The sequence below is a fragment of the Ohtaekwangia koreensis genome (assembly GCF_900167975.1).
Lineage (GTDB): Bacteria > Bacteroidota > Bacteroidia > Cytophagales > Cyclobacteriaceae > Ohtaekwangia > Ohtaekwangia koreensis.
Map to the genome: position 1 here is coordinate 587,478 of NZ_FUZU01000004.1, position 25,249 is coordinate 612,726.

Here is a 25,249-nt window from a genome sequence, read left to right on the forward strand (position 1 = left end):
AGCCCATTGTTCAATTTCGTTCAGCATAAAAAAGCCTGGCTATATCTGCCAGGCTATATAAAAGGAAAGGGACACCAGTATGTGACCGCCACGATCCACTGGCATCCCTGACTTTAAATATACTATAACTATATAAAGCGAAGCTTTATACTACACTACTAAATATGGAAGTGTTCTTTGATGTTCTCCGTTACTACTTTACCATCGAACAAGTTAATAATGCGGTGTGCATAATTAGCATCGTATGGAGAGTGAGTCACCATTACGATGGTAGTGCCTTCCTCATTCAATTGAGAAAGAAGCTTCATTACTTCTTCACCGTTGGCAGAGTCCAGGTTACCAGTAGGTTCATCGGCAAGAATTACTTTTGGTTTCGCTACGATCGCACGGGATATAGCAACGCGTTGTTGCTGACCACCGGATAACTGCTGAGGGAAGTGATTTCTGCGGTGCATGATATTCATGCGTTCCAACACTTCTTCTACACGCTGCTTGCGTTCAGCAGCAGGCACCTTCATATATAGCAATGGCAATTCTACGTTTTCGAATACGGTAAGCTCATCGATCAGGTTAAAGCTCTGGAATACAAATCCGATTGAGCCTTTGCGCAATTGTGCGCGCTGACGTTCAGAATATCTGGCAACTTCATGTTCGCCGAAATGATACTCGCCTCCGGAAGGATTATCAAGCAAGCCAAGGATGTTCAACAACGTTGATTTTCCACAACCAGACGGGCCCATGATGGCCACAAATTCGCCCTCTTTAATTTCGAGGTTAATGTTGTTCAAAGCAGTTGTTTCTACTTCTTCTGTTGTGTAGACTTTTTCAAGATTTTTCAGTTTGATCATGGCAGGTTTATTTTGTTATGGTTATGATGTTCGGTATATATATTAAGTTCTATTCTTGTAGTACTTTAATTCGCGATAAAAGTTACACTAATCCAGTAACAATACTTCGCTATCGCCAAAGTTCTCGTACGATGATGTGATCACTTTATCACCAGGCTGCAGACCTTCCAACACTTCAAAGTGCTCGGTATTCTTTCTGCCCAGTTTGATATCTCTGCGCACCGCTCTGCCTTCACCATCCATCACGAACACCCAGTTTCCACCGGTATCTTTATAGAATCCACCCACTGGCAATAACAACTCTTCAGATGACTGACCAAGTTCAATGCGCAATCTCAGCGACTGACCTCTGCGAATACCGGCCGGAGTTTCTCCTATGAAATTCATGTCTACAAAGAACCGTCCGTTCTCAATGGTCGGGTATATATACATGATCTCCAATGAGTAATCTTTGTTGTTAAACGTTGTCGAAGCATGCAAACCGGTGGTAATACGCGGTAAGTATAATTCGTCTATTGGTACACGTACTTTATAGCTTCCCACGATATCTATTTGTCCCAAACGTTGACCAGGAGTTACACTTTGTCCAACATCTAATTGAGGGCGCGACAACTGTCCATCAATCGGAGCGCGAATTACCAGGTTATCAAGAATTCGTCCTACACCTTCCAGGTTCTGGCTCATACGCTGCTCCAGCGCGTTGATGTTACGGAGTTGACGGATGCGGTCGATCGAGTCAGCCCTATATACTTCATACGTGATCTTCCAGCGCTGCAAGTTATATCTATAGTCAGCCTCTGTTTTTTCAAACGCCTGACGGGAGATCAGCTTCTTCTCAAATAGCGTCTTCTCACGTTTATACTGTGGCTCCAATGTTGCCAGTTGGCTTTCGATGAGTGCCATCGTCTGCCGCTCCTGCAAATCGTTCTGCGTTATCGCCAAACGGGTATCGCGGTTACGGTTTATACTTTCACTCAACTGCGCTTCCTGACTTAAGACATCCAACTCGCGGTTAAGGTTGCTTAATTCTAAAATTATATCTCCTTCCTTCAGCATAGCACCACTTTCTGCTACTACGCGTTTTATTTTTCCACCTTCTATAGCATCGAGGTATACCGTACGACTCGGTTCTACTGTACCGGTCTGCGGAATAAATTCCTGGAATACACCACGGGCTACATTTGAAATGGTGATCTTATCTTTCTCAATTTTTAGTTTTTGCCGCCTGTCAGCAAAGATCAGCTGGTATGCCACAAAAATCACTAACAAGGAAATTCCACCATAGGTAGCAAGACGCTTTACCGTCCACTTCTTCTTCTTGATCTGTTTGTCCATTCGTATTGTGTTATAAAGTCATCCGCTATAGCCTTCGTTTACCTGTCACGAGGTAACGTTATACGCTCAATCGGACAATGGCAGCAAGCCAACAAGTGTGCCAAGCGCCAGAATGCGAAATTGACCTGAATTCAACGCTATTGCTATACGATTCTCGTTCACATGTGAACGTGTGTGTCCGGATGCGAACGGACACGTTCTCTCGAAAATCCCTCGGAAACGTGTTTTTACCTTATTTTGACGCTGTAACGGTTTCGGTACACGCTTTGCCCGCTAGCGGACGACTCCTTGATATGTTTTACACCGGATGTATACGCTGCAAGCATGTTCAAGGAGCTATAGATATATACTTTTATATACTTTGACCTTAATTTAAACCCTATCGATAATGTCTGAGACAAAACACGGTAAGATTCTAATTGTTGATGATAATGAAGATCTGTTGAAAGCCGCGAAGATGCATTTGAAGCGGCACTTTGCTCAAGTTGACATTGAAAAAAATCCGGAAGCTATACCGGCACTCATGAGCAATGAAGACTATGATGTGATACTGCTCGACATGAATTTCACGAAAGATGTAAGCAGTGGCAGCGAAGGTTATTACTGGCTCGAACGAATTCTACAGATCGATCCTTCTTCTGTAGTAGTATTGATCACAGCGTACGGTGATATACAAATGGCCGTGAAAGCTATAAAGGCAGGCGCTACTGATTTTGTTTTGAAGCCTTGGGAAAATGAGAAGTTACTCGCAACACTATATTCCGCGATGCGTCTGCGTGAGTCGCGCGATGTAATTGAAAATCTGAAAATAAAAAATCAGGAGATCAACCAGGCACTCAACAATCGCTTTATCGAGATCATCGGACAAAGTCCTGCCATGCAAAAGATCTTTCAGACTATAGATCGTGTAGCAAAGACTGATGCAAACGTACTGATCCTGGGAGAGAACGGTACGGGTAAAGAATTGATAGCACGTGCTATACATAAGAACTCTTCGCGACAAGGTGAAAATTTTGTTGGTGTAGACCTCGGTTCGATTACAGAAACACTTTTTGAAAGTGAACTCTTTGGCCATAAGAAGGGATCCTTTACAGATGCAAAAGAAGATCGTGCCGGAAGATTTGAACTCTCCAACAACGGTACACTCTTCCTCGATGAGATCGGTAACCTATCCATGCCGTTGCAAGCAAAACTTCTCACCGTATTGCAAAACCGAAAAGTAAGTCGTGTGGGTTCGAATAAGGAAACGCCTATCAACATTCGCCTGATCTGCGCTACAAACATGCCGCTATACGAGATGGTAAAAGAAAATCGCTTCCGTCAGGATTTACTCTATCGGATCAATACCATTGAAATAGAAATACCTTCTCTTCGCGATCGCTTCGAAGATATACCGTTACTGGCAAATCATTTTCTGAAACACTACGCCAGTAAATATGAGAAAACTGTAAACAAGATCAGCGAAGGCGCCATGACGCGTATGCACAAGCATCCGTGGCCCGGTAACATTCGCGAACTGCAGCACGCTATTGAGCGCGCAGTGATTCTGAGTAACAGCAATGTACTGCAGCCTGAGGATTTCAATTTCACACCTTCTGCCGGCAAAGAAGACGGACAACTCAGCCTTGAACAATATAATCTCGAAGAGGTTGAAAAACTTTTGATCCGTAAAGTGCTGAAGAAATACAACGGTAACATCACGCAGGCTGCAACAGAATTGGGATTAACGCGGTCGTCATTGTACCGAAGACTTGAGAAGTACGGATTGTAAATAATCGTGTTGATGTTCAAAGTTTCAGGTGATATGAAACTATTCTTTTAACTTGGAACTTTGAACCGGTAATTTTCGATCTTATTCTGTGACTTTCGGCTTTAAAGATTTTCGTACCCGTGTTATTCTGCGGGTGATCATGCTCGGTGTTACCATGGCATTGTTGATGTACATGGTAGCACGACCAAACATGTTGTTCGCAGCCTTGCTGATGGGCACCATTATCGTTTTACAGCTTGCCGAAATTTTCCGTTTCGTAAGCCAGACCAACCGAAAGCTTACGCGCTTCCTGGAGTCTGTAAAATATTCTGATTTCATTTCCGGATTTGCATCCGATAATAAGCTCGGCAAGAGTTTTAAAGATCTCAACCTTGCTTTCAATGAAGTGCTTGAAGCTTTCCGCAAGGCACGTTCAGAAAAAGAAGAGCACGGCCAATACCTCAACACCGTTGTACAACAAGTGCGCACCGGTATACTTTCATTTGATGTAGATGGAAATGTTCAGTTGATCAATGCGAACGCCAAGCGTTTCATGGGTATTTCTTCTATCAAGAATATCAACGAGCTGATCGCGATCAATCCCAAACTATATCATTCCATTAACAGCGTTGAGTCTGGAAAGAGTGAACTTTACAAAGGCAGCAATGAATTATACCTTACCGTACAGGCAACAGAACTGCGCATTCGCGGAACTGATGTAAAGCTGATCACCCTGCAGAACATTCAGCCTGAATTACAAAAGCAGGAACTGGAAGCGTGGCAAAACCTGACGCGCGTGCTACGACATGAGATCATGAATTCCATTACCCCTATATCTTCCCTTACCTCAACGTTGCGGGAGATTCTGGATCATGACATGGAGAAAAAAGGAAATCACTACGAGTTGAAAGATGAAGGTGCCGATGATTTGCGTGAAGGACTCAGTACCATCGAAAACAGAAGTAAAGGACTCATCAAATTCATTGACGCTTATCGCGAATATACTTCTCTTCCCAAACCCAAGATTGCAACGGTACGGCTGAAGAGTTTGCTGGAACACGTTGCACAGCTCATGAAAACAGAGTTGAAGAAAACGAATATCAAGTTTCATGTTGAATGCCTTTCTGAATACCTCACGATTCAGGCAGACCTGGAGATGATTGAGCAAGTGCTTATCAACCTATTGAAAAATGCAATTGAGGCGTTGGGTGAAACTGAAGAACCATCGCTTGAACTCATCGGACGATACGATGGAGCTGCGGTATTGATTGAAGTTATAGACAACGGACAGGGTATCATCAAAGAAGCGATCGATCATATATTCGTTCCCTTCTACACTACCAAAAGAACAGGCTCAGGCATTGGCCTGAGCCTGTCACGGCAGATTATGCAAATGCACAATGGTTCTATTACCGTTGAATCCGAGCCGGACGTAAAGACTATATTTACACTCCGGTTCTGATCCATCCCGGTAGCTATCGGGATACTTTCTTAAACACGGCTGTAGCATTATGCCCACCGAAACCAAAGGTGTTGCTCATCGCTACTTTAATATCCTTCTTCATGTTGCTGCCTACCACTATATTTAAACCTTGTGGTAAAGTTGGATCGATTTGTTGTGTGTTGATGGTTGGCGGAATAATTCCATCCTGTATAGCCTTGATGCTGATGATGGCTTCAATCGCTCCTGCACCACCGAGTAAATGCCCGGTAGCAGATTTCGTAGCACTGATGTGAAGCTTCTTCGCATGGTCGCCAAAGAATTTTGAAACCGCTTTCATTTCGCTTTCATCTCCTACCGGCGTAGAAGTAGCATGTGGGTTCAGATAATCAACATCTTCAGGTTTCAGTTCAGCATCTTCCAATGCCCATTTCATTCCCAGCATAGCACCTGCACCTTCAGGGTGTGTAGCCGTAAGGTGGTAAGCGTCCGCAGACATTCCTCCACCGGCAACTTCTGCATATATACGTGCTCCTCTCCTCTTAGCATGTTCGTATTCTTCCAGCACAAGCGAGCCTGCACCTTCTCCCATCACAAAGCCATCGCGGTTAATGTCAAAAGGACGTGACGCTGTAGACGGATCATCGTTGCGTGTTGACAATGCCTTCAAGGCGCTAAAGCCTCCTATACCGGCTTCGTTAATAGCAGCCTCTGATCCTCCGGCTATAATAATTTCAGATTTACCCCAGCGTATATAGTTCATCGCATCAATGATAGCCGTAGTAGACGTGGCGCATGCCGATACCGTTGAGAAGTTCGGTCCCATAAAACCATACTTGATCGAGATCCATCCGGCAGCTATATCTACAATTACTTTCGGAATGAAGTATGGATTGATCCGTGGTGTTCCATCACCTTTTGCATATTCTATGATCTCTTGTTGAAAGGTATAGAAGCCTCCGTTACCGGAACCCCAGATTACTCCTACACGCGTTTTGTCAATAGCATTCAGATCGAGCCCTGAATCTTTTATAGCTTCAGCTGTGCTCACCAGGGCATACTGTGCAAATGGGTCAAGCTTTCTTACTTCTGATTTTTCAAAGTAATTCAATGGGTCGTAGCCCTTCAACTCACATGCAAACTTGGTTTTAAATTTCGTGGTGTCAAACTTTGTAATAGGCGCTGAACCACTCTTTCCGTTAATCAGGTTATTCCAGAATTCACCTACCGTATTTCCTAACGGTGATAGTGTACCCAGTCCTGTAACGACTACTCTGCGTTGTTGCATAGTTTTATTTATTTACTGATTTGATTTACTAAATTCTTGCAATGACGAACGATGATCTTCATCGGTTCATCAGATCGTTCTACGCGCGCAAACATAAGCGCTCCTTCCACAGAACAAAAGATCGTGTAAGCTATTTCATTTGATTTAGTATCTTTTTTGAACTCACCGGCTTTTATACCTCCTTCTAACAGGGATGTTATAAAGGTTATAGTGTCCATCAATTCTTTGGTTACCACTTTGCGCATAGGCGTACGGTAATCATCTGCCTCCACGGCCATGTTTAACATCGGGCACCCCCCAGGTATAGGAGGATTAAAAACATATTCCGCATAGAAATCTATAAGCGCGAACAACTGCTTTTTATAGGTCTGCTCTGCATCTACTTTTTGGCGCGCAGTTTCTTTTACTTTTTTTATAGAATATTTAAAAGCCTCGAGTGCAATCTCTTCTTTATCATTGAAGTTTCCGTAAAGCGCTCCTTTTGTGAGCCCGGTTGATTCGGTCAGGTCCGACAATGAAGTTCCGTCAAATCCCTTTTTATTGAACAAGGGAGCTGTTTTCTCAATGATCAGCTGGCGGGTGCGCTCTGCTTTTGTCATAACTGGTGGCAAAAATATACCAATTGGTATATTTTACAAAGATTATGTGCTTTTAGTTCCAGGGGGTAATAGGGACTTTCAAAGTCCCTCTCCTTTGGAGAGGGATATAGGGTTAAGCTAAAATTTAATTCTTAACCGACTCAAAGATCTTTTCCATCAAGATCCACTTTTCTCCTGGCTTGGCTACTGATAGTGGTTGTTGGTATTTCCACATGAGTTCTTCCCAGGCTTGCACTTTTTGATTCGTGCTATCGGCTTTTGATTTCTGTTCGAATGAGAATGTATTGTTTACTTCCATGATCATGAAGAGGCGATTACCAACACGGTATATCTCCATGGCAATGATACCTGCATCGTGAATGCTCTTCAATATTTCAGGCCATACTTTTTTATGATGATCCTCATACTCGGCAATGAGTTGAGGATCATCTTTCAGATCAAGTGCGAGGCAATAACGCGCCATCCCTACGCAGTTTTGATTTTATACCCGCTCCAGCCATAAAACAACACGACTATAAAAGACAAGGCTGGTATAATTAAGGATTGTTGTATACTAATGTTATCAGCGATCACTCCCATAAGGGGTGGTAATATAGCGCCCCCTACAATAGACATGATGATCAGCGATGATCCAAGCTTGGTATATTCGCCTAGGTTGCGTACGCCTAATCCAAATATAGTCGGGAACATGATCGACATAAAGAAGTTTGTGGCCAGTAAAGCATACACGGCTATAGTACCTTCTGCAAAGATACCTACGAAGCAAAGCATTGATGTGATCGCTGCATAGATCGTTAATAACTTATGGTCTTTTATATAAGTCATAATGAATGTTCCCAAGAAGCGACCCGACACAAACAATATAGTACCCGCAGCCATATAGTATTTGGAAGCATCTTCCTTGCTGGTACCCGGTATCAACTCTGTAACATAATTGATCGTGATACCCCATATACCTACCTGGCCGCCTACATAGAAGAGCTGTGCCAATACGGCAAACATAAGGTGATGTTTCTTAAATATAGCTTTATCAAAACGCAGGGAAGTACCTTTGTTCGGCTCCGGCATTTTTGTAATGAAGAACAGGAATGCTGCCATCAATACGATAACGGCTAGCATTACATACGGAAATATAACAGCATCTGCTGCCTGTTGCTTGAGTGCAGTGGTGGTCATCGCGGCTTCATTTCCCGAGAAGATAAACTGGCCTGCGATCCACGGGCCAAATACCAATGCAGCACCGTTAAATGATTGTGAGAAATTAAGACGCTGTACTGCGGTTTCAGGTTTACCAAGAATCGTTACATACGGGTTTGCTGCTGTTTCGAGAAAAGCAAGACCGCTCGCTATAACATATAGCGCCACCAGAAAAAAGCCAAACGTCATCAACTTCGCTGCAGGTATAAATAGCAATGCACCACATGCATATAGTATGAGTCCAAACAGTATACCTTTTTTATAGCTATACTTCTCCATGAAGAGTCCGGCAGGTATAGCGATGGTGAAGTATCCTAAATAGAAAGCAGTTTCCACCAACAGCGCCTGTGCACGACTGATCTCAAACACCGGTTGAAAGTGCGCGATCAACGCAGAGTTCATGATGTTGGCAAGACCCCAGAGAAAAAATAAACTCGTTACCAGAATGAACGGTATAAGGTATGAACGATTGGCGGTAGCTGGTTCGCTCGTAGTTATAGTCTCAGCATTTACGATTGGCATGGTATAAAATGGTTGTGGTGTAGTGACGGATAAATTTACTTAGGATATAGCGCGGTCGAGATGAACATAGCCACCATCAACATAAATCAGTTGACCGGTAGTATGACTCGATTTTTCAGAGAGCAGAAAGGCAACCGTATTGGCAATCTCTTCAGACGTTGTCATGCGTTTACCGAGTGGTATTTTTTCAGAGATGCGCAGCAATGCCTCAGCAGGGTCAGGCAATGTCTGCACCCACTTTTCATATAGCGGAGTATAGCATTCTGCTACGATCACTGCGTTTACACGAATATCATACTTCAGCAGCTCTACAGCCCACTCACGTGTTAATGCATTGCGGCCACCGTTGGATGCTGCATATGCAGATGTACCCCCCTGACCAGTCTCTGCTGTCTTCGAACCTATATTTACGATTGATCCTTTCGATTTCTTCAAAGCCGGTAAAGCATGATGTGCCATGAGGTAATAGTGCACCAGGTTTTTATGAAGCGAAGCCATAAAGCCTTCGTAACTTCCATTCTCCAGGCCAACGCCATCATTTACACCGGCATTGTTTACAAGACCATCGATCACACCATATTTTTTTAATACAGCATCAACGGCATTTTTACTTTGTGCCGGGTCAGTAAGTTCAGCTACTACCTGAAAACCTTTGCCTGAAATTTTTTCAAGCGTCACCAGATTGTCAGCTTCATTTCTTCCAACGATCACAGGCACAGCACCTTCTCTCGCCAAAACTTCTACGATCCCTTCACCAATTCCTTTCGCACCACCCGTTACAATGACTACTTTGTCTTTGAGATTTAAATCCATCCTTAAAGATTATAAAACTTCCTGGCATTTTCACCCATCACGAGGTGCTTTTCATGCGAAGAAAAAGTTGAAAGATACGTTTGAGCAATCGATAATTGAGCCTCGTAGGAGGCCGCCAGCAAACACACCGGCCAATCAGAACCATACATCAATCGCGCAGATCCGAAAGACTCGAACAACACATCGAGGTATGGAGTAAAATCATTTTGCTTCCAGTTTTTCCAATCGGCTTCTGTAACCATACCCGATATTTTGCAGTGAACATTTTTAAAAGCAGCAAGCGCTGCTATGTTCAACGCCCATTCATTTTTTTCTTGTGTGCGAATGGAAGGCTTGGCAAGATGGTCCACTACAATGTTTGCCTGTGGAAGCTGATGTATAAATTGCAGAGCTTCCGGAAGTTGATGATGATAGAGCAAAAGATCATAGGTGAAATTATACTCAGCGAGTTTTTGAACACCGAGTATAAATTTACGGTCGAGCATAAAACCTGAAGGCTCACCTTGTATGATGTGACGAAAGCCTTTGAGTTTTTTAAACTTCGAGAAGTAAGCAAGTCTTTCAGAAAGATTATCTGCGCGCAGATCAACCCAACCTACAACACCTTTTATAAAAGCATGCTCCTCCGCCAATGAAAGCAGAAATTCTGTTTCAGCTTCCGACTGATCTGCCTGCACAGCTACGCAACCTTCTATACCATGGGTTGCCAGTATAGGTGCCAGATCCTGTGGAAGGAAATCACGCTGAATCACCTTCATATCATCCGTGATCCAGGCGTCCTTTACAGGACTATATTTCCAGAAATGCTGATGCGCATCAATAGCCAACATGTTGAAAGGTATTCGGTGTATAATTCAATATATAGTATATGCAGAGAGGGTCTTTAAAAGAGCAGTCAGAATTATTTTGCTACCTGACGCTGCTCGCCCAATCCTTCTATACCGAGTTCGACTACATCGCCTACCTTTAAGTATATAGGAGGCTTGAAACCAAGGCCTACACCTGCCGGAGTACCTGTAGAAATAACATCACCCGGAAGCAACGTCATAAACTGACTGATATAATGAATGAGGAACGGAACTTCGAAGATCATATCATCGGTATTATTATCCTGCATCGTTCTGCCATTTACCTTCAGCCACATGTGCAAGCTGTTATAGTTTGGCACTTCATCTTTTGTTACCAGGTATGGGCCCATAGGAGCAAACGTATCGCAGCTCTTTCCTTTTACCCATTGGCCATTGCGCTCGAGTTGAAATTCGCGTTCGCTATAGTCATTGTGCAGGCAATATCCCGCTACATAATCCAGTGCATTCTTTTCATCTACATACGAAGCCTTCTTGCCGATTACTACGGCAAGCTCAACTTCCCAGTCCGTCTTTACGCTATTGCGTGGAATGATCAGATCATCCGTAGGTCCCACCAATGCTGTAGTAGACTTAAAGAAGATGATCGGCTCCTTCGGAATGTCCATCTGCGATTCCAGTGCGTGCTTGGTATAGTTCAAGCCTACACATATAATTTTAGACGGACGTGTAAATGGCGCCCCTATACGTACACCTTTTACTTTCGGAAGAGACGTATTTTTCTTCAGCCAATCTTGCAGACGCGCTATACCGTCTGTCTCAAAAAACTTCTCACCGAAGTCTTCACCGAAAGCAGATACATCCAGAATTTCGTTGTTAATCAGTACTCCGGGTTTTTCAGTGCCGGGTTCACCAAAGCGTAGTAATTTCATCTGTATAATTAGACGTTAAATAATATGACATTCCTGTACACAGCATTCAAAAAAAGTATATCTCGTTTTTGCATGCTTGTTTTAATCCTGCTAGTCATTTTGACTATAAGTAAAATTGACAACAGCATTAGTGTGGGTGTGTTCAAGTTGGGTTAATGGTGATTGGTTAAGAGTACACCAGAGGAGCAAATGTATAGCTTTACGTGAGTTTTCAGAATAGCATACATTACTTCCGGCAAACGGCTCCGGTAATTAATTATTCAAGCGGATAAAACCACCATCCAAAGGATAGTCAGTTCCGGTTACAAAAGAAGCTTCATCCGAGCAAAGGTATAGTGCCAGTGATGCTACTTCTTCAGGTTTACCCATGCGACCGATGGGCTGCGTCTTGGAAAGTTTCTCAAACATTTCCTTCTCTTGTCCCGGATAATTCTTGGCCAGGAAGTTATCAACGAATGAAGTATGAACCCGCGCAGGAGATATACAATTGCAACGGATGTTATCTTTCAAATAATCTTTAGCAACCGATAAGGTCATGGTAAGCACAGCACCTTTACTCATCGAGTATGCAAAGCGATCGGGCAAGCCAACACTGCTGGCAATAGAAGCTAAGTTGAGTATAACACCACCACCCTGCGCTTTCATCTGGTGAATCACCGCGAGCATCGTGTTATATACTCCCTTTACATTTACCTGGAACACTCTGTCGAAATCTTCCTCACCGGTGTTATCCAGTTTGCCTATGTGCGATACTCCGGCACTGTTCACAAGTATATCTATACGCCCGGCCTGCTGTGCTATAGCAGCCACTGTATCTTTTACTTGTTTCTGGTCTGCTACGTTAACAGCCATAGCGTAAGCCTTGCCACCCTTTGCATGGATCGCCTTGGCTGCATCGTCTGCCGTAGATTGATTAAGATCAAGAATAAAAACTTCAGCTCCCTGCTGCGCGAATACTTCTGCAACGGCCTTACCGATGCCACTCCCTCCGCCTGTTATGACGGCTGTTTTCTTTTGAAGACTAAACATGTGATTATGAAAAAAAATTAATGATGACCATGATGGCCGGTCAGAAAAGAATCCCACTCCCCTGCCTGACCATTCATATGATCTTTCAGGAAAATAGAATACGAGGGTTTATGTGGTTTTCTGCGCAACGGCATATTCGCCTCCTCAGGAGTATAGTCTCCTTTTTTGGCGTTGCATTTTTTACAAGCAGTAACCAGGTTCAACCAGGTGTCTACACCACCGCGAGCGCGAGGCGTTACATGGTCGATGGTTAACTCCTTTCGGGTGCCGCAGTATTGGCACTCGTGATTATCGCGTTTGAATATATTTTGCCGGGTAAGATTAACGCCCTTGTAGGGGGCGTTTACATATCGGTTAAGTCGAATTACAGATGGCATCGGAAAACTTTTACTGACGGAGTGCAATTTATATCCATTGGATGCGCGCACCATCTCACTTTTGTTGAGGAACACCAGTATAAAGGCACGCTCTACAGAGCACACCATTAGGGGGCTGTTGTCCTGATTAAGTACCAATACCCTGCTGTTCATGATTGAAAGATAGTGTCTATCTCTTTAGGAAGCAATGCCGCTGATCCTGTTCTTTTTGGAAAAAATCGGCTGAAAAGTGCCGTTAACAGCCGCTTTCGCGGGAAAGGGAAGCGGTGAAAGACGGGAAGTCGGGAAGACCGAAAAGTCGGGAAGCTTGTGACTTATAGGGCGATGTGCATTTATAGTGATGTATATATTTTCAAGTCCTATGCCTGTAAACATTACAAGAAGACAGTTGGTGAGAAGGAAATTATTCTTTCCGGCGGGCTTATTGAGTTTAGCATTTCTGCCTGCACTGTGCATGTGGTATTTAAACAACCGTAATGTATTCGATGACTTTCGGGTAATAGAAATTGTTTGGTGGAGTGAAGACATGTATAAATATTCACTCTATAAACCTCCCTATAAAATTCACCCTTCAAGGACATTTGTTGATATTAACCTTACGGGAAATGATGATGAAGATAAAATCAAACTTGATTTTGCCCAGCTTGAAATAAGAGAGCTGATGTCAACTCAAGACACTCTCAACGGAGTACATTTTCACTTCAACCCTCATGCAAGTATAAAGCTTTTATACGAACTCTAAACATTCTTCAAATTGAAAAAGCAAATGTATATGTTGCGAAAGATAGCGACATCTGGGTTTTCAATTTTCGTGAAAGCCAGGCAACAAGCAGCGAATCCTTTGACTTTTGCGGAACATATCGTTCAACCAAAGTACTTTATTTACAATCGGCACAAGATAAACTGAACAAGTTATTGGCAACTTTAAAACATTATTCAATACCAGCAATCCTATACCTCTCCATGGTCTTCGTTCTTATAAAACAGATACGACACTGGCGCAAGTCTTCCTATGCGTGAGCAGGCAACTTGTCCCTCCCTATCGCAAGCCCATCAAACTTGCCCTAACAAATAAGCTGAGGTCATTCAGCAATCCGGCCAAAAGTACCGACTACCAAATAAAATCCATTTTTAAAGGTATTTCTTAAACGGCAGGTTAAGGCTAGGTAAGGCGTTCCTTACCCTTCCTATACCCCCTGCATTCTCCGAGTCATAATGGAAGTGAATAGAATTTAATTCGGAGGTTTACTCCAATGATCAACCAAAGCATACGAGGCACCGATCAATTGAAGGAGCGTTTCGTACGCAAAGATATAGTCGGCACGCCTCCGCTCATCCCAGTGATTGGCCCCGGCACTGCAAAGACTTTCCTTGAGCATATCCCACAAAAAAGCGTATATAGTATGCGCATCGTGCGTGCTACAAAATTCCCGCATAACGTATTGTATACTCTGCAAGTCATCAGCGTTCAGCTTACCGAAAGGTTGGTTCATGGAATTCTTCATGCATGTTTCGTTTAACGTGGCAGCAAGTAGCGCTGTGGCAGAAAGATATACTATTCCGTAAACCGGGAATGATACCCTGCAGAATGAATACTTTAGAATTACATTTGATTTCTATTTACTGCTATATTTGAAACATGACAAACGATAACCGCACCATACACCAGGGACGAAATGTAAAACGCTTCCGCGAAATGTTAGGCCTTAAACAAGAAGCCCTTGCAGACCAACTCGGTGGCGACTGGTCACAAAAGAAAATCTCCATGCTGGAAGGTAAAGAAGTCATTGATGCCGCTTTGTTGGATGAACTTGCTGGTGCGTTGAAGGTGCCAGCTGAGGCTATTAAGAATTTTAATGAAGAGACTGCAGTGAATATCATTTCAAACACCTTTACCGAACATGCTATTCTCAACGGTATAAATTACAATCCTACATTTTATTCAATGGATGAAGCGCTGATAGAAATTAAATCTCTTAAGACTGAAATAAGAGAACTGTTTATCCGAAATGAAAAACTTACCGAAGCTTTGTTGAAAGAAAAGGATGAGAAGATTGCGTTGTTGCAAAAGGTTTTGGAGGGGAGAAAATAATTTTTTATCTGGCTACAAGAATTTGTCGAACGCTAAATATATAATAACAGACACCTTCAAAATTACAGGAAGGGGATTGGTATTAACAGGCTATATATCCGAAGGTACAATTTTCATCGGGGACACCATTGAATTCAGTGCGCTGAATAAAATTCGCAAAAGAAGGATTGTCGGTATAGAAGGCATGAGAGAAGCACAATCAATCAAAGTTAATACTGGTCTTCTCATTCAGTGTGAAAGTGATGACGAAATTGATGAGTTGAGCCCGCCTCGGAGACTCTGACGGAAGCACACAAGAAGATAAGGATACAAAAATAGTTAAGCTAAAGAGATCGTTACCTTTTACAAAAACACATGAGTGTACGAAGAGAAATCACAGAATATAGCGGTATACTTGATTAATAAACTTTGTGCGCTCAGTGTCGCTGAGTCCCCGAGGCGGGAGACTCCGCTCAGACGGCAATTTGTACTTTGAGGAACTAGAAGGTTCTAATGAGCTTTTAAATCTTGCATCGCAAAGAATGAAACTAAAAAGTATTCTTAGAGTCCAAGATCATTTGTAACCAGGATAAACAAAGACCAATTCAAGCAACCATGGAGAATAAAAAAGAAGGAAATGGGTACGCTCAATGGGGTAAGAAAATCAATTGGAAAAAGCGTGTTAAAGCTGTTTGTAAACCATGTTGGGAATTGAAGTATTGTCCGTATGGTCCATTGGTAGAGGACTTTCCTTTAAAAGAAAAAAGAGATGATAAAAGCTGTAGAATATTCGGGCACGACTGCCCTGTTTTTACCATGGCTGAGCCCTTTACGGAGACAAAGGAATTGCGAAATATATCTCGACAGATCCCAAGAGTCACCCAGTTCCGGGTCCTAAAACGAGAAAATCAAATTTGTAGTGTTTGCGGGAAGTCAGTAAAGGATGACGATATAGAATTTGATCATGTGATACCATGGTCAAAAGGAGGATCGTCAGAGGAGAACAATATTCGTTTGCTTTGCAGTAGCTGTAATAGAAAAAGGGGAAAGAAATTCGAAAAAGAGTATTTAGTCGAATCATTTATCGATCATTTAACTGAGCCGGATGATGATAAAGGTGTGTGGTTGTTGAGGGCAGCTGTGGCATTTGGACATGACTTTAAGAGAGACAATAAGAGAGCGCCAACAGCACAAGACTATGCAGACCATTTAGCTGATGGTGAGTTGACGGCTTTTGAGGACATAGCAGTAAATTACTTTAGTGACGTAACAGTTTTTTTTCAAGGTAAAAGACCTTATGAACTTTCGACAAGTCAATTTAATGCTTTGAAATTTAGATGGGGATTTAAGACGGGAGGAGTACATACAATTAAGGACACGGTAAAGCAGTTGGGGATAGACTTAGAGGACTATTTCCTTGCCGAGAGAAATTTGGTGCAACGGCTTGGAATAAGAATTAAAGAAACCAAAAACGTTTTAGACAAGTGGAAAAAATTATAAGAATAAGTGCCCCTAAGTCTCCGCAAAGTCTCTCGCCTCGAGGACTCTGACGGAAGCACACAAGAAGAAGATAAGATACAAAGATCGTTAGGCCAAAGAAACCGTTACCTCCTATTGCAAAAACACATGAGTGTACGAAAAGAAATCACAGAATATAGCGGTATATATTTTATAACTTTTACTTGCTGCCAATGGCTTCCATTATTCGAAATTTGCAACGGATATGACTCCATTTACAAATGGTTCGATTATCTAAAGAGAAAAGGTCACTATATTACTGGATATGTAATAATGCCTAATCACATACATGCATTGCTGGCTTTCCGAAATACGCAGGGGCAGTCTATTAACGCTATAATCGGAAACGGTAAACGTTTTATAGCGTACGAACTGATTGCCAAATTAAAAGAACAGGCGAACGATGATATATTAGACAAGTTATCGTCATCTGTAAAAAAGAACGAAAGACTACGCGGCAAGCTTCACGAAGTATTTGAACCATCCTTTGATTGGAAAGAATGTTCCTCAGACAAGTTCTTGCAACAAAAGCTAAACTATATACATGAGAATCCCTGTCGTGGTAAATGGAATTTGGTACAACAGTCACAAGATTACATGCACAGCTCTGCACAGTACTATATATCGGGCAACCAGGGTATATACCTCCGCCCTTGTTGGTGTTCTTCACCAACAAGCAGGTGAACGAATTATACCTGCAATCATTGGATATTAAGTTTTCTATGGTAACAGATATTCTCAAAATGTTCAATTCAGTGTGGGTATAATGTTGTTGTTGGTGAAGAACACCAACAAGGGCATGAGTTCTTGCGAATGTACCACTCGCCAAATCCCCCCAACAAATTGGTGCATTTCTGGAGATGTCAATCGTTTACGCTTTGTAAATAAGCGTTGGTTTGATGATGTCTACTTCTTTGTCATGGGTGAACAATAACCGAGGAAGATTTATTAGGCGATATTTGTCATATCCGTGTGATGAAAATGTTCACCGGGCGATATAATCTTTACAAAGAACAATCAATAATTCCTATACTTCACCTATAAACTATTACCAATATGAAAAGACGAATTTCGATCACGTTTTGCTTCATTCTTGCGCTCGTTTGTTTTTTTAATACTTCAACCTTCGCACAACTTAAAGGCGATACTTATGCATCAGCCAAAGAGAGTAAACGAGCTACCTGGATACTCACTCACTCCGATTCGCCTGGACTTGCCAGAATGAATGGCACAAAACCAGAAGGCTTATGCTACGACCTGATGACCGAGTTTGCAAAATATGTAAAAGATAAAAAAGGCATTGTCGTGACCTTTGAGTACAAAACAGATGATGCTAATGACTTTCCGAAATTCCTAAGTGTCGTGAAAGCTTCCAAAGGTGGTGTGTTTGGCCTTAGCAATACTACCATCACAGAAGAAAGAAAGAAATCGTATAACTTCAGCCCTCCATTTCTTAGAAATGTGTCGATGATCCTTACTAACAACAGTGTTCCAGAACTTACCGATATTAAAAATATATCGACAGCCTTTGCACAAATGAAAGCAGTTATTGTAAAGGGATCTACAAACGAAGCACGCATACTCGACATTAAAAAGAAATACTACCCCAACATGATTATCGAGTATACACCTTCATTCGCTAAGTCCATCGAGGCCATTGCAACGAATCCAAAAACATTTACCTCTGCTGATTTCACCTACTATCTGAAAGGGTTACAAAGTGGGGAAACTATTAAGCGTCATGCAGTCGGCGATGAAGATGGCGAAGAGTTTGGTATTATCATGCCGATAAGCAACGACTGGAATCCACTGCTTACCGAATTCATGAACTCCGGATTTATTAACAGCGTGCAATTCAATAAGATTATCACCAACCACTTAGGACAAAGTGTATTGAAGTTTACAAAGATTAGATAATTCCTTATTTCAACTATCTGTAGTGTTGAATTCAGCGCTCAAAAACGAAAAGAATATAGGAGGAGACATTTGAAACAATGTCCTTCCGATCTTCCAAACCTACTTTAATTTATGAGGTAGCGTCTAAGTAACTGTGTAAAGGTACGATTGACCACAGGTGATCTATAGTTGAAAAGCAGCTATCGATCCAGGTCAATCAGGTGAGAGAATTATACCTTGCGCTCAATGGATATTAAGTTTTCTATAGCACAGATATTCTCAAAATGTTCAATTCAGTGTGGGTATAGTGTGTTGTTGGTGAAGAACACAACAAAGGGAGGGTTTGAGTTTACCAACGAAGCATGCGTGTCACGATACGTTCAAGTCTTTCTTTGCTTTACTAGCGATTATCTTAACTCCAATGATCAGGTATATCATATAAATAATGGCAGTCACAGCTTTGTTATAGGGGTACTGTAATAGTAAACTAAGTACTCAACATTCCCCAAATACCGGATATGACAATGCCGGTCAAAATGATATATACTTTATGCTTCTTTTTCATATAATGTTCTATTACTTAATACAACAGTCTGACAATTCCTACTCTTCTACAGAATTGGTTAAAAACATCAATAAAAAAAAATTTACTTTATTCAGTAGGATGCTTCCTTGATTCAAAAGATCTAGGTATACATCCTTGTTAGCTGCATCAGCCGCTACAATGCCTAAATATATATGTTCAGGCATAATTAAACTGTCACCCATAATCCCTTTGCCGACAAAGGTATACTAGCCGAACTAAAACAATACCTGAATTTGCAATCTAATTTATAGTTATATATCTTTTGGCTACAGAATTAATCTATTACATTCGTTTACAAACGCTTGTATAGGCAACGATGTTCTTATATTGGAATGTTGGCGGTAATGCTGCCTAGAAAGATTCAATAATTGACAATGAATTCATTGGGTAATAAAACAAAGTTTGAGTCGAGTGACCAGAAGTTTTTCCAAAGGGCCAGATCTTTGCAAATGATGCAACTTGTTTGGTGGCCCTTCTGCTTCTTTATTATAGTGGCGTTTGTCTATTCACTGATGTTTCATGAGGGACAACATAGTAGAAGACTAATGGGAAAAGTTCTAGAAGGTATTACCCACATGAGTTCCGGTACAGTAGCACTCATAATCGTGGCGGGAATATTAGTTACCGTTGTAGTAGTTCTTTTGATTAGGGGGCATTATAAAAACAGAAAAATAATAGTGGAACTGAATTTTAATGACACAACAAATGAACTTACTGTAAGGTCAAAGACAGTGGACGAGAAACAGAATATAGATTCTATTAAATATAGTGAAATCAGGTTTTCTCCTGACCGGTTATCAGACGGTATGACCACAGCTATGTATGATGTGATTACTTTACTTAAAAATGACGGCTATCTAATAGGACATATTTTTAGCAAGCATTTTACATGGAATCAAGAGGACTTCGATGCAATTAAAGTTAAAGTATCCAGAATTGTAGGAGAAACTGATAAAGAGCGGAATAGGCAGCACAACCGCCAACAATAGATATAATGCATGTGCTGGAGCAATTTGAATTCACGTGTACAACTTCTAACCTTTATTTCGTTTCGGGGGACAGTGACGTGTAGGTTTTGTTTGTTAGTCGTCCTTCCTTTAACAAACAAAACTTAATCGCACACGCCTTATATCAAAACATTGTGGGCAATTTTCGCTGGACAATTTGATCCATGAATGCACTAAAAGACAAATACAAAAAGGACCTTGAACAACTCAGGACTTCAATGAACGAGTTTGACCCTTGCGGACTCATTGCCCTTGAATCGCCAGTTGACGAATACGACTACTTGACAAATAAGGTTCTAGGACTAAGACACCGTAAAGAATCAAGAGAGAAAATAAGAGAAACAATTTTGTTTGAACTGACAGACCATTTTGGCGAGCACATAGAATCGCTGGAGGAACCTTACAAGACAAAATTCTTCCAAGCTCTGGACAAATTTTTAGACGACTCACAAAATGTGGATTAGCGAAAACAGCCAACAACAAAATGTAAAATCCATGGCGCTGATAAGGAGGACATTTTTTCATTTTTGCTCAGCGCAACGGCTTATACATAAACGTTAGCTGCAATATGGCGAAATGAAACTAGACAAAATTATGATTGGAAAAATGAAGATCCCATTGATACTAGTTCTTCTTTTGGATTTAGTAATTAGTTCTTGTAGTCAAGAGAAAAAAGAGATTACAAGTGTCGGGCATAGTCTAAAGACTCACAATACACTATATTCCCGCCCTTGTTGGTGTTCTTCACCAACAAGCAGGTGAACGAATTATACCTGCGATCAATGGATATTAAGTTTTCTATGGTAACAGATATTCTCAAAATGTTCAATTCAGTGTGGGTATAGTGCGTGTTGTTGGTGAAGAACACCAACAAAGGCATGAGAGGATTCATAGATTAGATCCGCCACGGAAGCCTTTACTTTACCAGCCATGTATTTACAATTGCCTGGATTCTTGCGCATAACTGTATATTCCCCAAAGAAAACATGTATTGAATAATGATATTCTCCAATTCATCCGGCACAAACAAAATATCCATCAGGCTCAGTGAAATAGGAAGTTACTTTCGTTTCACCAAACCATTGACTGTGGTTTGGTATGATTGCCATGGTTCTGTCGGGAAATATCTTTGCGCTTTACCGTATGATTCGAATGAAAGAAATGCGTTGAAAAAGAATATCGTTGACAACATCAATAAAGACTATACACATTCACCAGATGAACTGAAAGAAATACTACTTCCGCTTCTGGCGCTTTTACCGAATGGCAACCTTTCTATAAATTTCTACTCAAGCGAGAATAACACTTTACTATACTACAAATCTTCGGCCGACAATTATCAGAGCACGCATCGCAACAACTGGTACATAATGATCTCGAATCCGGTTAACGTTCTGTCGGCTGAGTCCAAAAGGGAAGAGTATGAAAACTGGATTAGTATACGAAAGCAAAATAATGAATCCACATTTGATATAATTGACTACTCAACGGATAACTTCTACGATGGACAATCAGTCGCTTTCATTGCAACACAACTGAAATCAGAAATGAATCAGGAAAGAGTTGCTTACTTTGAAGAACGAATCAAAGCAGGCGAGCGACCTTTCGCTATCATTTTTAATTGTTCTCTTGAGAAGTTAATCACCAATACGGATGGCAGTATATCTGACCACTCCTGGGGCTCTGCAAACTATATTTTAGACGGACATCACAAACTTCAGGCATACCATAACCTAAAAATAGATCCGGCACTTGCTGAAATCCAACATATAGCAGAGACACAAGAAGAAGTAGAATTCAATATTGAAGAATTGATTGATGCATTACATCCGTGGCAGGTTGAGCACATTCTGAAAAACTGGTACGACAAAGAACTATATATCGATAAGTACTTAAAAAATCCATCGAGTAAACTTCATCATTTCATTAAAAATGGTTTCGTTCAGGAGTTCTATAAAAACGGACAGGTAAAACATGAGGCTCATTATAGTAACGACCACATAGAGGGTGAAGCGAAATGGTGGCATGAAAACGGGCAATTGAAGGAAGTTAAATTTTACGAGAACAAAAAAAGAACCGGAATATGGCAAAGCTGGTATGATACCGGTGCCTTACAATTTGTACAACCATTCAATGGTCTTGGAAATTATCACGGACACATGGTTTCATACTTTGAAAATGGAGCAGTACGTTGGGAGCAATTCTTAAATAACGGACAAAATATAGATGGTTACTCCTACTTCGCGTATTACAGAGGCGGTGAAAAAGAAGCAGAGCTAAAATATCTGAATGGCAGAATGATTGAACGGAAAAATTACAACGCTCAGGGTAAACTGATAAATTTTGAAGAATTAGACAGTTCGACCGGTAAATATATAAATCGGGTATAGCTGCTACCAATCCACAACCATTTCCAAAACGAGAAAACACACTATACCCCGAACCGAGCTAACCTCCCGAGATCATACGGTAGACAATCTTATAGATCTATATACCCTGTACAGGGTATATAATCAGGCACACTATAACTTCCCGAAGGTAAATTTACAAATATTCGCATCTGTTCTTTCGCATATTACTATGCAGCAACCATCTTTGGACAACAATCACACCGATCCCAACCAAGTATTACCACAATAACAAAACTGCATTCAAAAATAATGTGCCCGTATGGACACATTACATTGCCCATGTTAATCGGAAACCTTGAATGGGGCCAGCGTGAATAAAACCTTATTTACTCAATTTAAACTATGCGTAATTTTTACTTACTATTATTTTTACTATGTACGTTCACAGCCATTGCTCAGAATCAGACGGGCTCGGTTCGTGGCGTGACAAAGACGGGCGATGGGACTCCTGCTGAATATATAAATATACTTCTGAAGGGCACCAGCAAAGGTGCCGTTACCAAAAGCAAAGGCGAATTCGAAATCACCAACGTTACGCCAGGGCAGTATATATTGGTTGCTTCTTTTGTAGGGCTCAATTCTGTTGAGCTTGCCATTGATGTGCGCGCTGGTGAAACAACCGTAGTACCGGATATTACATTCCAGGAAGATGCGAGTCAGCTAAATGAAATTGTTATTACCGGAGAACGAAGCTACCAAAATGAAATTTCTTCTTTGGCTTCAAAATCATCTGCTCCGCTGAAAGATATACCGCAGGCTGTAAGTTATGTAACCAAAGAACTGATACAAGACCAAAAAGCTTTTCGCTTCACCGATATAGTCAAAAATATCAGTGGCGTTACCCAGGAATCAATAACCGGAGACCTGACTATACGCGGATTTGGTACCGGTAGTAATGTTATGATCAATGGATTAAGGATCAGCAAAGGATGGACCCCAACGCTTATCAGCAATCTGGAAAGAGTCGAAGTCATTAAAGGAGCCAACTCTGCTTTGTATGGATATTCTGATCCGGGCGGAACCATGAACAGCGTTACTAAAAAGCCGCTGGATGTATCGCTGCAAGCGATTAGCATTTCGGCTGGCAGTTTTAGTACAATGCGCGCGGAAGGCGATTTTACCGGACCGCTAAATGAATCGAAAACACTTTTATACCGGGTAAATATAGCATACCAGGATGCAGGATCATTCCGCGATTTGCAGGAAAGAAAAGATATACTGGTTGCTCCTTCTGTGTCGTTTGTGCCGAATCAAAAAACGAGAATAGATCTTGATCTGATCTATAGTTCCATTGATGGCCGTGTAGACCGTGGACAGCCTTTAATGGGTGCTTACGAAGGAAAGTCTCTTTTATACTCCACTCCTATATCGCTTATAGCAACGTATGCCAACAGCTATAATAAAGAGCAGGGTCTTTCTTTTCTTGGTTCGCTGAACCACAAGTTCAATCAAAATATATCTTTCAATACATCCTTTATAACCTATAGCTACGATCGTGATTATCTCGAACATCGTGTAAACAATGCATACGCTCCCGATGGTGAGGGCAATCAAAGACCAACACTGGTTGAGATGAGACTGCAAAGAGGTACGCAACGCACTACAAATTTCAACATGATGTCGTATTTCAACTTCGATGTTAACACGGGTCCGGTGAAGCACATGGTACTGATAGGCTATGATTTTGCCCAGCAAGGCACACCAGCCGGTACATGGCAAACAAGCCTGGCAGGAAATTACCGCAATGCTGCAAACACAAGAGCTTTAGGTTCATACAATCCTGCAAACTCAAGCCAATACCTGCTGGATGCAGACGGTAACCCGGTGCCCAATATGCCCAACTTTGATTTGGCAAATCCGAACTATATACCGCAGGACATCAGTACATATTTCACCACCACAGCCGAACGCGATCAGACACTATACTATACCAACGGTATATATATACAGGATCAGTTGAAATTCGGAAAGCTTCAAATGATGCTGGGGTTGCGAAAAGAGTTCTATGCAGATTTTGAAAACTATAAAAAGGACGATGAGAAAAAAGTAACACAAACCGCACTGATACCGCGCGTAGGACTTGTTTATTCTTTGACAAAAAATATTAATCTATACAGTACCTACGTTGAAGGTTTTCAGCCACAGACGGCCAGCATCATTGGAGATCCTGACATTTATGGTGGTCCGTTCGATCCGCTTACCAGTAATATGATCGAGTTCGGAGGGAAAAGCGATTGGTTTAATAACAGGCTAAGTATCACGACAGCGGTTTACCGCATTGAACAGAATAATATACTTATCAGTGCCAATGATACTTCCAATCCTGACTTGCTGGAACAAAGAGGTCAGGAGGTATCGAAGGGTGTGGAAGTTGATATCAACGGAAGATTGCTGCCGAACCTCACAATTAGTGCGAATTATTCTTATAACAATATAACGATAACCAAGAGTGACGATCCGGAACTGGTAGGTACGGGTAAAGAATTTGCCCCTCATAACATGGGTGGTGCCTGGTTACGATACAATATATCCAGGGGTATATTAGATGGTGTGGGCATTGCACTGGGCGGCCATTTTGTTACCGAGCAAACCACGGCACAGTACGCTGATCTGATACTTCCGGGGTATACGGTTTATGATGCTGCGCTATTCTATAAAATAGAAAAAGTACGGTTATCGCTTAATATCAACAACGTAACTGATGAGACTTACTGGATCGGTCGCGGAAGATCGAGCGTAACGGTGAATCCGGGTGCTCCCAGAAATTTCTTATTTAGTGTAGGTTATACGTTCTAATCCATTCAGCACTGAATCAAAAAAGTA

The 25,249-nt window shown here is 41.6% G+C and carries 25 protein-coding genes; 12 read left to right on the forward strand and 13 right to left on the reverse strand.

The window, feature by feature from the left end:
• Positions 1 to 158 precede the first annotated feature (158 nt).
• Both B5Y40_RS25785 and B5Y40_RS25790 read right to left on the reverse strand, forming a co-directional pair.
• A complete protein-coding gene (locus B5Y40_RS25785) occupies positions 159 to 848 on the reverse strand; it encodes an ABC transporter ATP-binding protein (protein ID WP_079689740.1) in 690 nt (229 codons plus the stop codon).
• Between the two features lie 87 nt (positions 849 to 935).
• Positions 936 to 2,183, reverse strand: a complete 1,248-nt coding sequence (locus tag B5Y40_RS25790; RefSeq protein WP_079689741.1) for an efflux RND transporter periplasmic adaptor subunit — start codon at positions 2,181 to 2,183, stop codon at positions 936 to 938.
• 388 nt (positions 2,184 to 2,571) lie between these two features.
• Here B5Y40_RS25790 and B5Y40_RS25795 point away from each other — a divergent pair, with 388 nt between their 5' ends.
• Together B5Y40_RS25795 and B5Y40_RS25800 are read left to right on the forward strand one after the other, a co-directional pair.
• Positions 2,572 to 3,954: a sigma-54-dependent transcriptional regulator gene (locus B5Y40_RS25795; RefSeq protein ID WP_079689742.1), complete on the forward strand. Its 1,383-nt coding sequence runs from the start codon at positions 2,572 to 2,574 to the stop codon at positions 3,952 to 3,954.
• Between the two features lie 88 nt (positions 3,955 to 4,042).
• The gene (locus B5Y40_RS25800; protein ID WP_079689743.1) at positions 4,043 to 5,395 is read left to right on the forward strand and encodes a sensor histidine kinase; all 1,353 of its coding nucleotides are present in this window, start codon (positions 4,043 to 4,045) and stop codon (positions 5,393 to 5,395) included.
• A 13-nt stretch (positions 5,396 to 5,408) separates the two neighbouring features.
• Here the strand turns inward: B5Y40_RS25800 and fabF are convergent, their stop codons facing one another.
• The 10 genes from fabF to B5Y40_RS25850 form a co-directional block, all read right to left on the reverse strand.
• A complete protein-coding gene (gene fabF, locus B5Y40_RS25805) occupies positions 5,409 to 6,662 on the reverse strand; it encodes a beta-ketoacyl-ACP synthase II (protein ID WP_079689744.1) in 1,254 nt (417 codons plus the stop codon).
• An 8-nt stretch (positions 6,663 to 6,670) separates the two neighbouring features.
• Positions 6,671 to 7,261, reverse strand: a complete 591-nt coding sequence (locus B5Y40_RS25810; protein ID WP_079689745.1) for a TetR/AcrR family transcriptional regulator — start codon at positions 7,259 to 7,261, stop codon at positions 6,671 to 6,673.
• Between the two features lie 124 nt (positions 7,262 to 7,385).
• A complete protein-coding gene (locus B5Y40_RS25815; RefSeq protein WP_079689746.1) occupies positions 7,386 to 7,724 on the reverse strand; it encodes an L-rhamnose mutarotase in 339 nt (112 codons plus the stop codon).
• 2 nt (positions 7,725 to 7,726) lie between these two features.
• The gene (gene fucP, locus B5Y40_RS25820) at positions 7,727 to 8,980 is read right to left on the reverse strand and encodes an L-fucose:H+ symporter permease (protein ID WP_079689747.1); all 1,254 of its coding nucleotides are present in this window, start codon (positions 8,978 to 8,980) and stop codon (positions 7,727 to 7,729) included.
• A gap of 39 nt (positions 8,981 to 9,019) precedes the next feature.
• The gene (locus B5Y40_RS25825; protein ID WP_079689748.1) at positions 9,020 to 9,793 is read right to left on the reverse strand and encodes an L-fucose dehydrogenase; all 774 of its coding nucleotides are present in this window, start codon (positions 9,791 to 9,793) and stop codon (positions 9,020 to 9,022) included.
• A gap of 2 nt (positions 9,794 to 9,795) precedes the next feature.
• Positions 9,796 to 10,623: an amidohydrolase family protein gene (locus tag B5Y40_RS25830; RefSeq protein ID WP_317043575.1), complete on the reverse strand. Its 828-nt coding sequence runs from the start codon at positions 10,621 to 10,623 to the stop codon at positions 9,796 to 9,798.
• Between the two features lie 71 nt (positions 10,624 to 10,694).
• Positions 10,695 to 11,531 (reverse strand): fumarylacetoacetate hydrolase family protein, encoded by an 837-nt coding sequence (locus tag B5Y40_RS25835; protein ID WP_079689749.1) that lies wholly within the window; start codon positions 11,529 to 11,531, stop codon positions 10,695 to 10,697.
• Between the two features lie 252 nt (positions 11,532 to 11,783).
• A complete protein-coding gene (locus B5Y40_RS25840) occupies positions 11,784 to 12,560 on the reverse strand; it encodes an SDR family NAD(P)-dependent oxidoreductase (protein WP_079689750.1) in 777 nt (258 codons plus the stop codon).
• A 17-nt stretch (positions 12,561 to 12,577) separates the two neighbouring features.
• Entirely contained in the window at positions 12,578 to 13,090 is a 513-nt protein-coding gene (locus B5Y40_RS25845; RefSeq protein WP_079689751.1) for an HNH endonuclease, read from the reverse strand.
• Positions 13,091 to 13,114: 24 nt separating this feature from the next.
• Entirely contained in the window at positions 13,115 to 13,393 is a 279-nt protein-coding gene (locus B5Y40_RS25850; protein WP_079689752.1) for a hypothetical protein, read from the reverse strand.
• Here B5Y40_RS25850 and B5Y40_RS25855 point away from each other — a divergent pair.
• Positions 13,392 to 13,679, forward strand: a complete 288-nt coding sequence (locus B5Y40_RS25855; RefSeq protein WP_079689753.1) for a hypothetical protein — start codon at positions 13,392 to 13,394, stop codon at positions 13,677 to 13,679. The two genes, B5Y40_RS25850 and B5Y40_RS25855, sit on opposite strands and share 2 nt — an antisense overlap.
• A 490-nt stretch (positions 13,680 to 14,169) precedes the next feature.
• On the opposite strand, the gene B5Y40_RS29485 is transcribed toward B5Y40_RS25855, so the two are convergent.
• Entirely contained in the window at positions 14,170 to 14,442 is a 273-nt protein-coding gene (locus B5Y40_RS29485; protein WP_143785944.1) for a hypothetical protein, read from the reverse strand.
• Between the two features lie 134 nt (positions 14,443 to 14,576).
• Here B5Y40_RS29485 and B5Y40_RS25865 point away from each other — a divergent pair, with 134 nt between their 5' ends.
• The 9 genes from B5Y40_RS25865 to B5Y40_RS25905 all read left to right on the forward strand — a co-directional run bounded on the left by B5Y40_RS25865 (position 14,577) and on the right by B5Y40_RS25905 (position 25,222).
• Positions 14,577 to 15,029 (forward strand): helix-turn-helix transcriptional regulator, encoded by a 453-nt coding sequence (locus tag B5Y40_RS25865; RefSeq protein ID WP_079689755.1) that lies wholly within the window; start codon positions 14,577 to 14,579, stop codon positions 15,027 to 15,029.
• A gap of 22 nt (positions 15,030 to 15,051) precedes the next feature.
• On the forward strand, positions 15,052 to 15,312 hold the full coding sequence (locus B5Y40_RS25870; RefSeq protein ID WP_079689756.1) for a hypothetical protein: 261 nt from the start codon (positions 15,052 to 15,054) through the stop codon (positions 15,310 to 15,312).
• Positions 15,313 to 15,623: 311 nt separating this feature from the next.
• The gene (locus B5Y40_RS25875; RefSeq protein ID WP_079689757.1) at positions 15,624 to 16,508 is read left to right on the forward strand and encodes an HNH endonuclease; all 885 of its coding nucleotides are present in this window, start codon (positions 15,624 to 15,626) and stop codon (positions 16,506 to 16,508) included.
• 126 nt (positions 16,509 to 16,634) lie between these two features.
• The gene (locus B5Y40_RS25880; RefSeq protein ID WP_079689758.1) at positions 16,635 to 17,210 is read left to right on the forward strand and encodes a transposase; all 576 of its coding nucleotides are present in this window, start codon (positions 16,635 to 16,637) and stop codon (positions 17,208 to 17,210) included.
• A 372-nt stretch (positions 17,211 to 17,582) separates the two neighbouring features.
• Entirely contained in the window at positions 17,583 to 18,443 is an 861-nt protein-coding gene (locus B5Y40_RS25885; RefSeq protein WP_079689759.1) for a substrate-binding periplasmic protein, read from the forward strand.
• A 1,110-nt stretch (positions 18,444 to 19,553) separates the two neighbouring features.
• The gene (locus B5Y40_RS25890; protein WP_143785945.1) at positions 19,554 to 19,997 is read left to right on the forward strand and encodes a hypothetical protein; all 444 of its coding nucleotides are present in this window, start codon (positions 19,554 to 19,556) and stop codon (positions 19,995 to 19,997) included.
• 182 nt (positions 19,998 to 20,179) lie between these two features.
• Entirely contained in the window at positions 20,180 to 20,479 is a 300-nt protein-coding gene (locus tag B5Y40_RS25895) for a hypothetical protein (RefSeq protein WP_079689761.1), read from the forward strand.
• Between the two features lie 534 nt (positions 20,480 to 21,013).
• Positions 21,014 to 22,405, forward strand: a complete 1,392-nt coding sequence (locus B5Y40_RS25900; RefSeq protein ID WP_079689762.1) for a toxin-antitoxin system YwqK family antitoxin — start codon at positions 21,014 to 21,016, stop codon at positions 22,403 to 22,405.
• A gap of 363 nt (positions 22,406 to 22,768) precedes the next feature.
• Positions 22,769 to 25,222: a TonB-dependent receptor gene (locus B5Y40_RS25905; protein ID WP_079689763.1), complete on the forward strand. Its 2,454-nt coding sequence runs from the start codon at positions 22,769 to 22,771 to the stop codon at positions 25,220 to 25,222.
• The last annotated feature ends 27 nt before the right edge of the window (positions 25,223 to 25,249 follow it).

Coding starts and splice junctions, on each gene's coding strand:
- B5Y40_RS25785 (WP_079689740.1), bottom strand. CDS start 848: ATGATCAAACTGAAAAATCTTGAAAAAGTCTACACAACAGAAGAAGTA.
- B5Y40_RS25790 (WP_079689741.1), bottom strand. CDS start 2,183: ATGGACAAACAGATCAAGAAGAAGAAGTGGACGGTAAAGCGTCTTGCT.
- B5Y40_RS25795 (WP_079689742.1), top strand. CDS start 2,572: ATGTCTGAGACAAAACACGGTAAGATTCTAATTGTTGATGATAATGAA.
- fabF (WP_079689744.1), bottom strand. CDS start 6,662: ATGCAACAACGCAGAGTAGTCGTTACAGGACTGGGTACACTATCACCG.
- B5Y40_RS25810 (WP_079689745.1), bottom strand. CDS start 7,261: ATGACAAAAGCAGAGCGCACCCGCCAGCTGATCATTGAGAAAACAGCT.
- B5Y40_RS25815 (WP_079689746.1), bottom strand. CDS start 7,724: ATGGCGCGTTATTGCCTCGCACTTGATCTGAAAGATGATCCTCAACTC.
- fucP (WP_079689747.1), bottom strand. CDS start 8,980: ATGCCAATCGTAAATGCTGAGACTATAACTACGAGCGAACCAGCTACC.
- B5Y40_RS25825 (WP_079689748.1), bottom strand. CDS start 9,793: ATGGATTTAAATCTCAAAGACAAAGTAGTCATTGTAACGGGTGGTGCG.
- B5Y40_RS25830 (WP_317043575.1), bottom strand. CDS start 10,623: ATGTTGGCTATTGATGCGCATCAGCATTTCTGGAAATATAGTCCTGTA.
- B5Y40_RS25835 (WP_079689749.1), bottom strand. CDS start 11,531: ATGAAATTACTACGCTTTGGTGAACCCGGCACTGAAAAACCCGGAGTA.
- B5Y40_RS25840 (WP_079689750.1), bottom strand. CDS start 12,560: ATGTTTAGTCTTCAAAAGAAAACAGCCGTCATAACAGGCGGAGGGAGT.
- B5Y40_RS25845 (WP_079689751.1), bottom strand. CDS start 13,090: ATGAACAGCAGGGTATTGGTACTTAATCAGGACAACAGCCCCCTAATG.
- B5Y40_RS25855 (WP_079689753.1), top strand. CDS start 13,392: ATGTGGTATTTAAACAACCGTAATGTATTCGATGACTTTCGGGTAATA.
- B5Y40_RS25850 (WP_079689752.1), bottom strand. CDS start 13,393: ATGCACAGTGCAGGCAGAAATGCTAAACTCAATAAGCCCGCCGGAAAG.
- B5Y40_RS29485 (WP_143785944.1), bottom strand. CDS start 14,442: ATGAAGAATTCCATGAACCAACCTTTCGGTAAGCTGAACGCTGATGAC.
- B5Y40_RS25865 (WP_079689755.1), top strand. CDS start 14,577: ATGACAAACGATAACCGCACCATACACCAGGGACGAAATGTAAAACGC.
- B5Y40_RS25875 (WP_079689757.1), top strand. CDS start 15,624: ATGGAGAATAAAAAAGAAGGAAATGGGTACGCTCAATGGGGTAAGAAA.
- B5Y40_RS25880 (WP_079689758.1), top strand. CDS start 16,635: ATGAGTGTACGAAAAGAAATCACAGAATATAGCGGTATATATTTTATA.
- B5Y40_RS25885 (WP_079689759.1), top strand. CDS start 17,583: ATGAAAAGACGAATTTCGATCACGTTTTGCTTCATTCTTGCGCTCGTT.
- B5Y40_RS25890 (WP_143785945.1), top strand. CDS start 19,554: ATGGGAAAAGTTCTAGAAGGTATTACCCACATGAGTTCCGGTACAGTA.
- B5Y40_RS25895 (WP_079689761.1), top strand. CDS start 20,180: ATGAATGCACTAAAAGACAAATACAAAAAGGACCTTGAACAACTCAGG.
- B5Y40_RS25900 (WP_079689762.1), top strand. CDS start 21,014: ATGATATTCTCCAATTCATCCGGCACAAACAAAATATCCATCAGGCTC.
- B5Y40_RS25905 (WP_079689763.1), top strand. CDS start 22,769: ATGCGTAATTTTTACTTACTATTATTTTTACTATGTACGTTCACAGCC.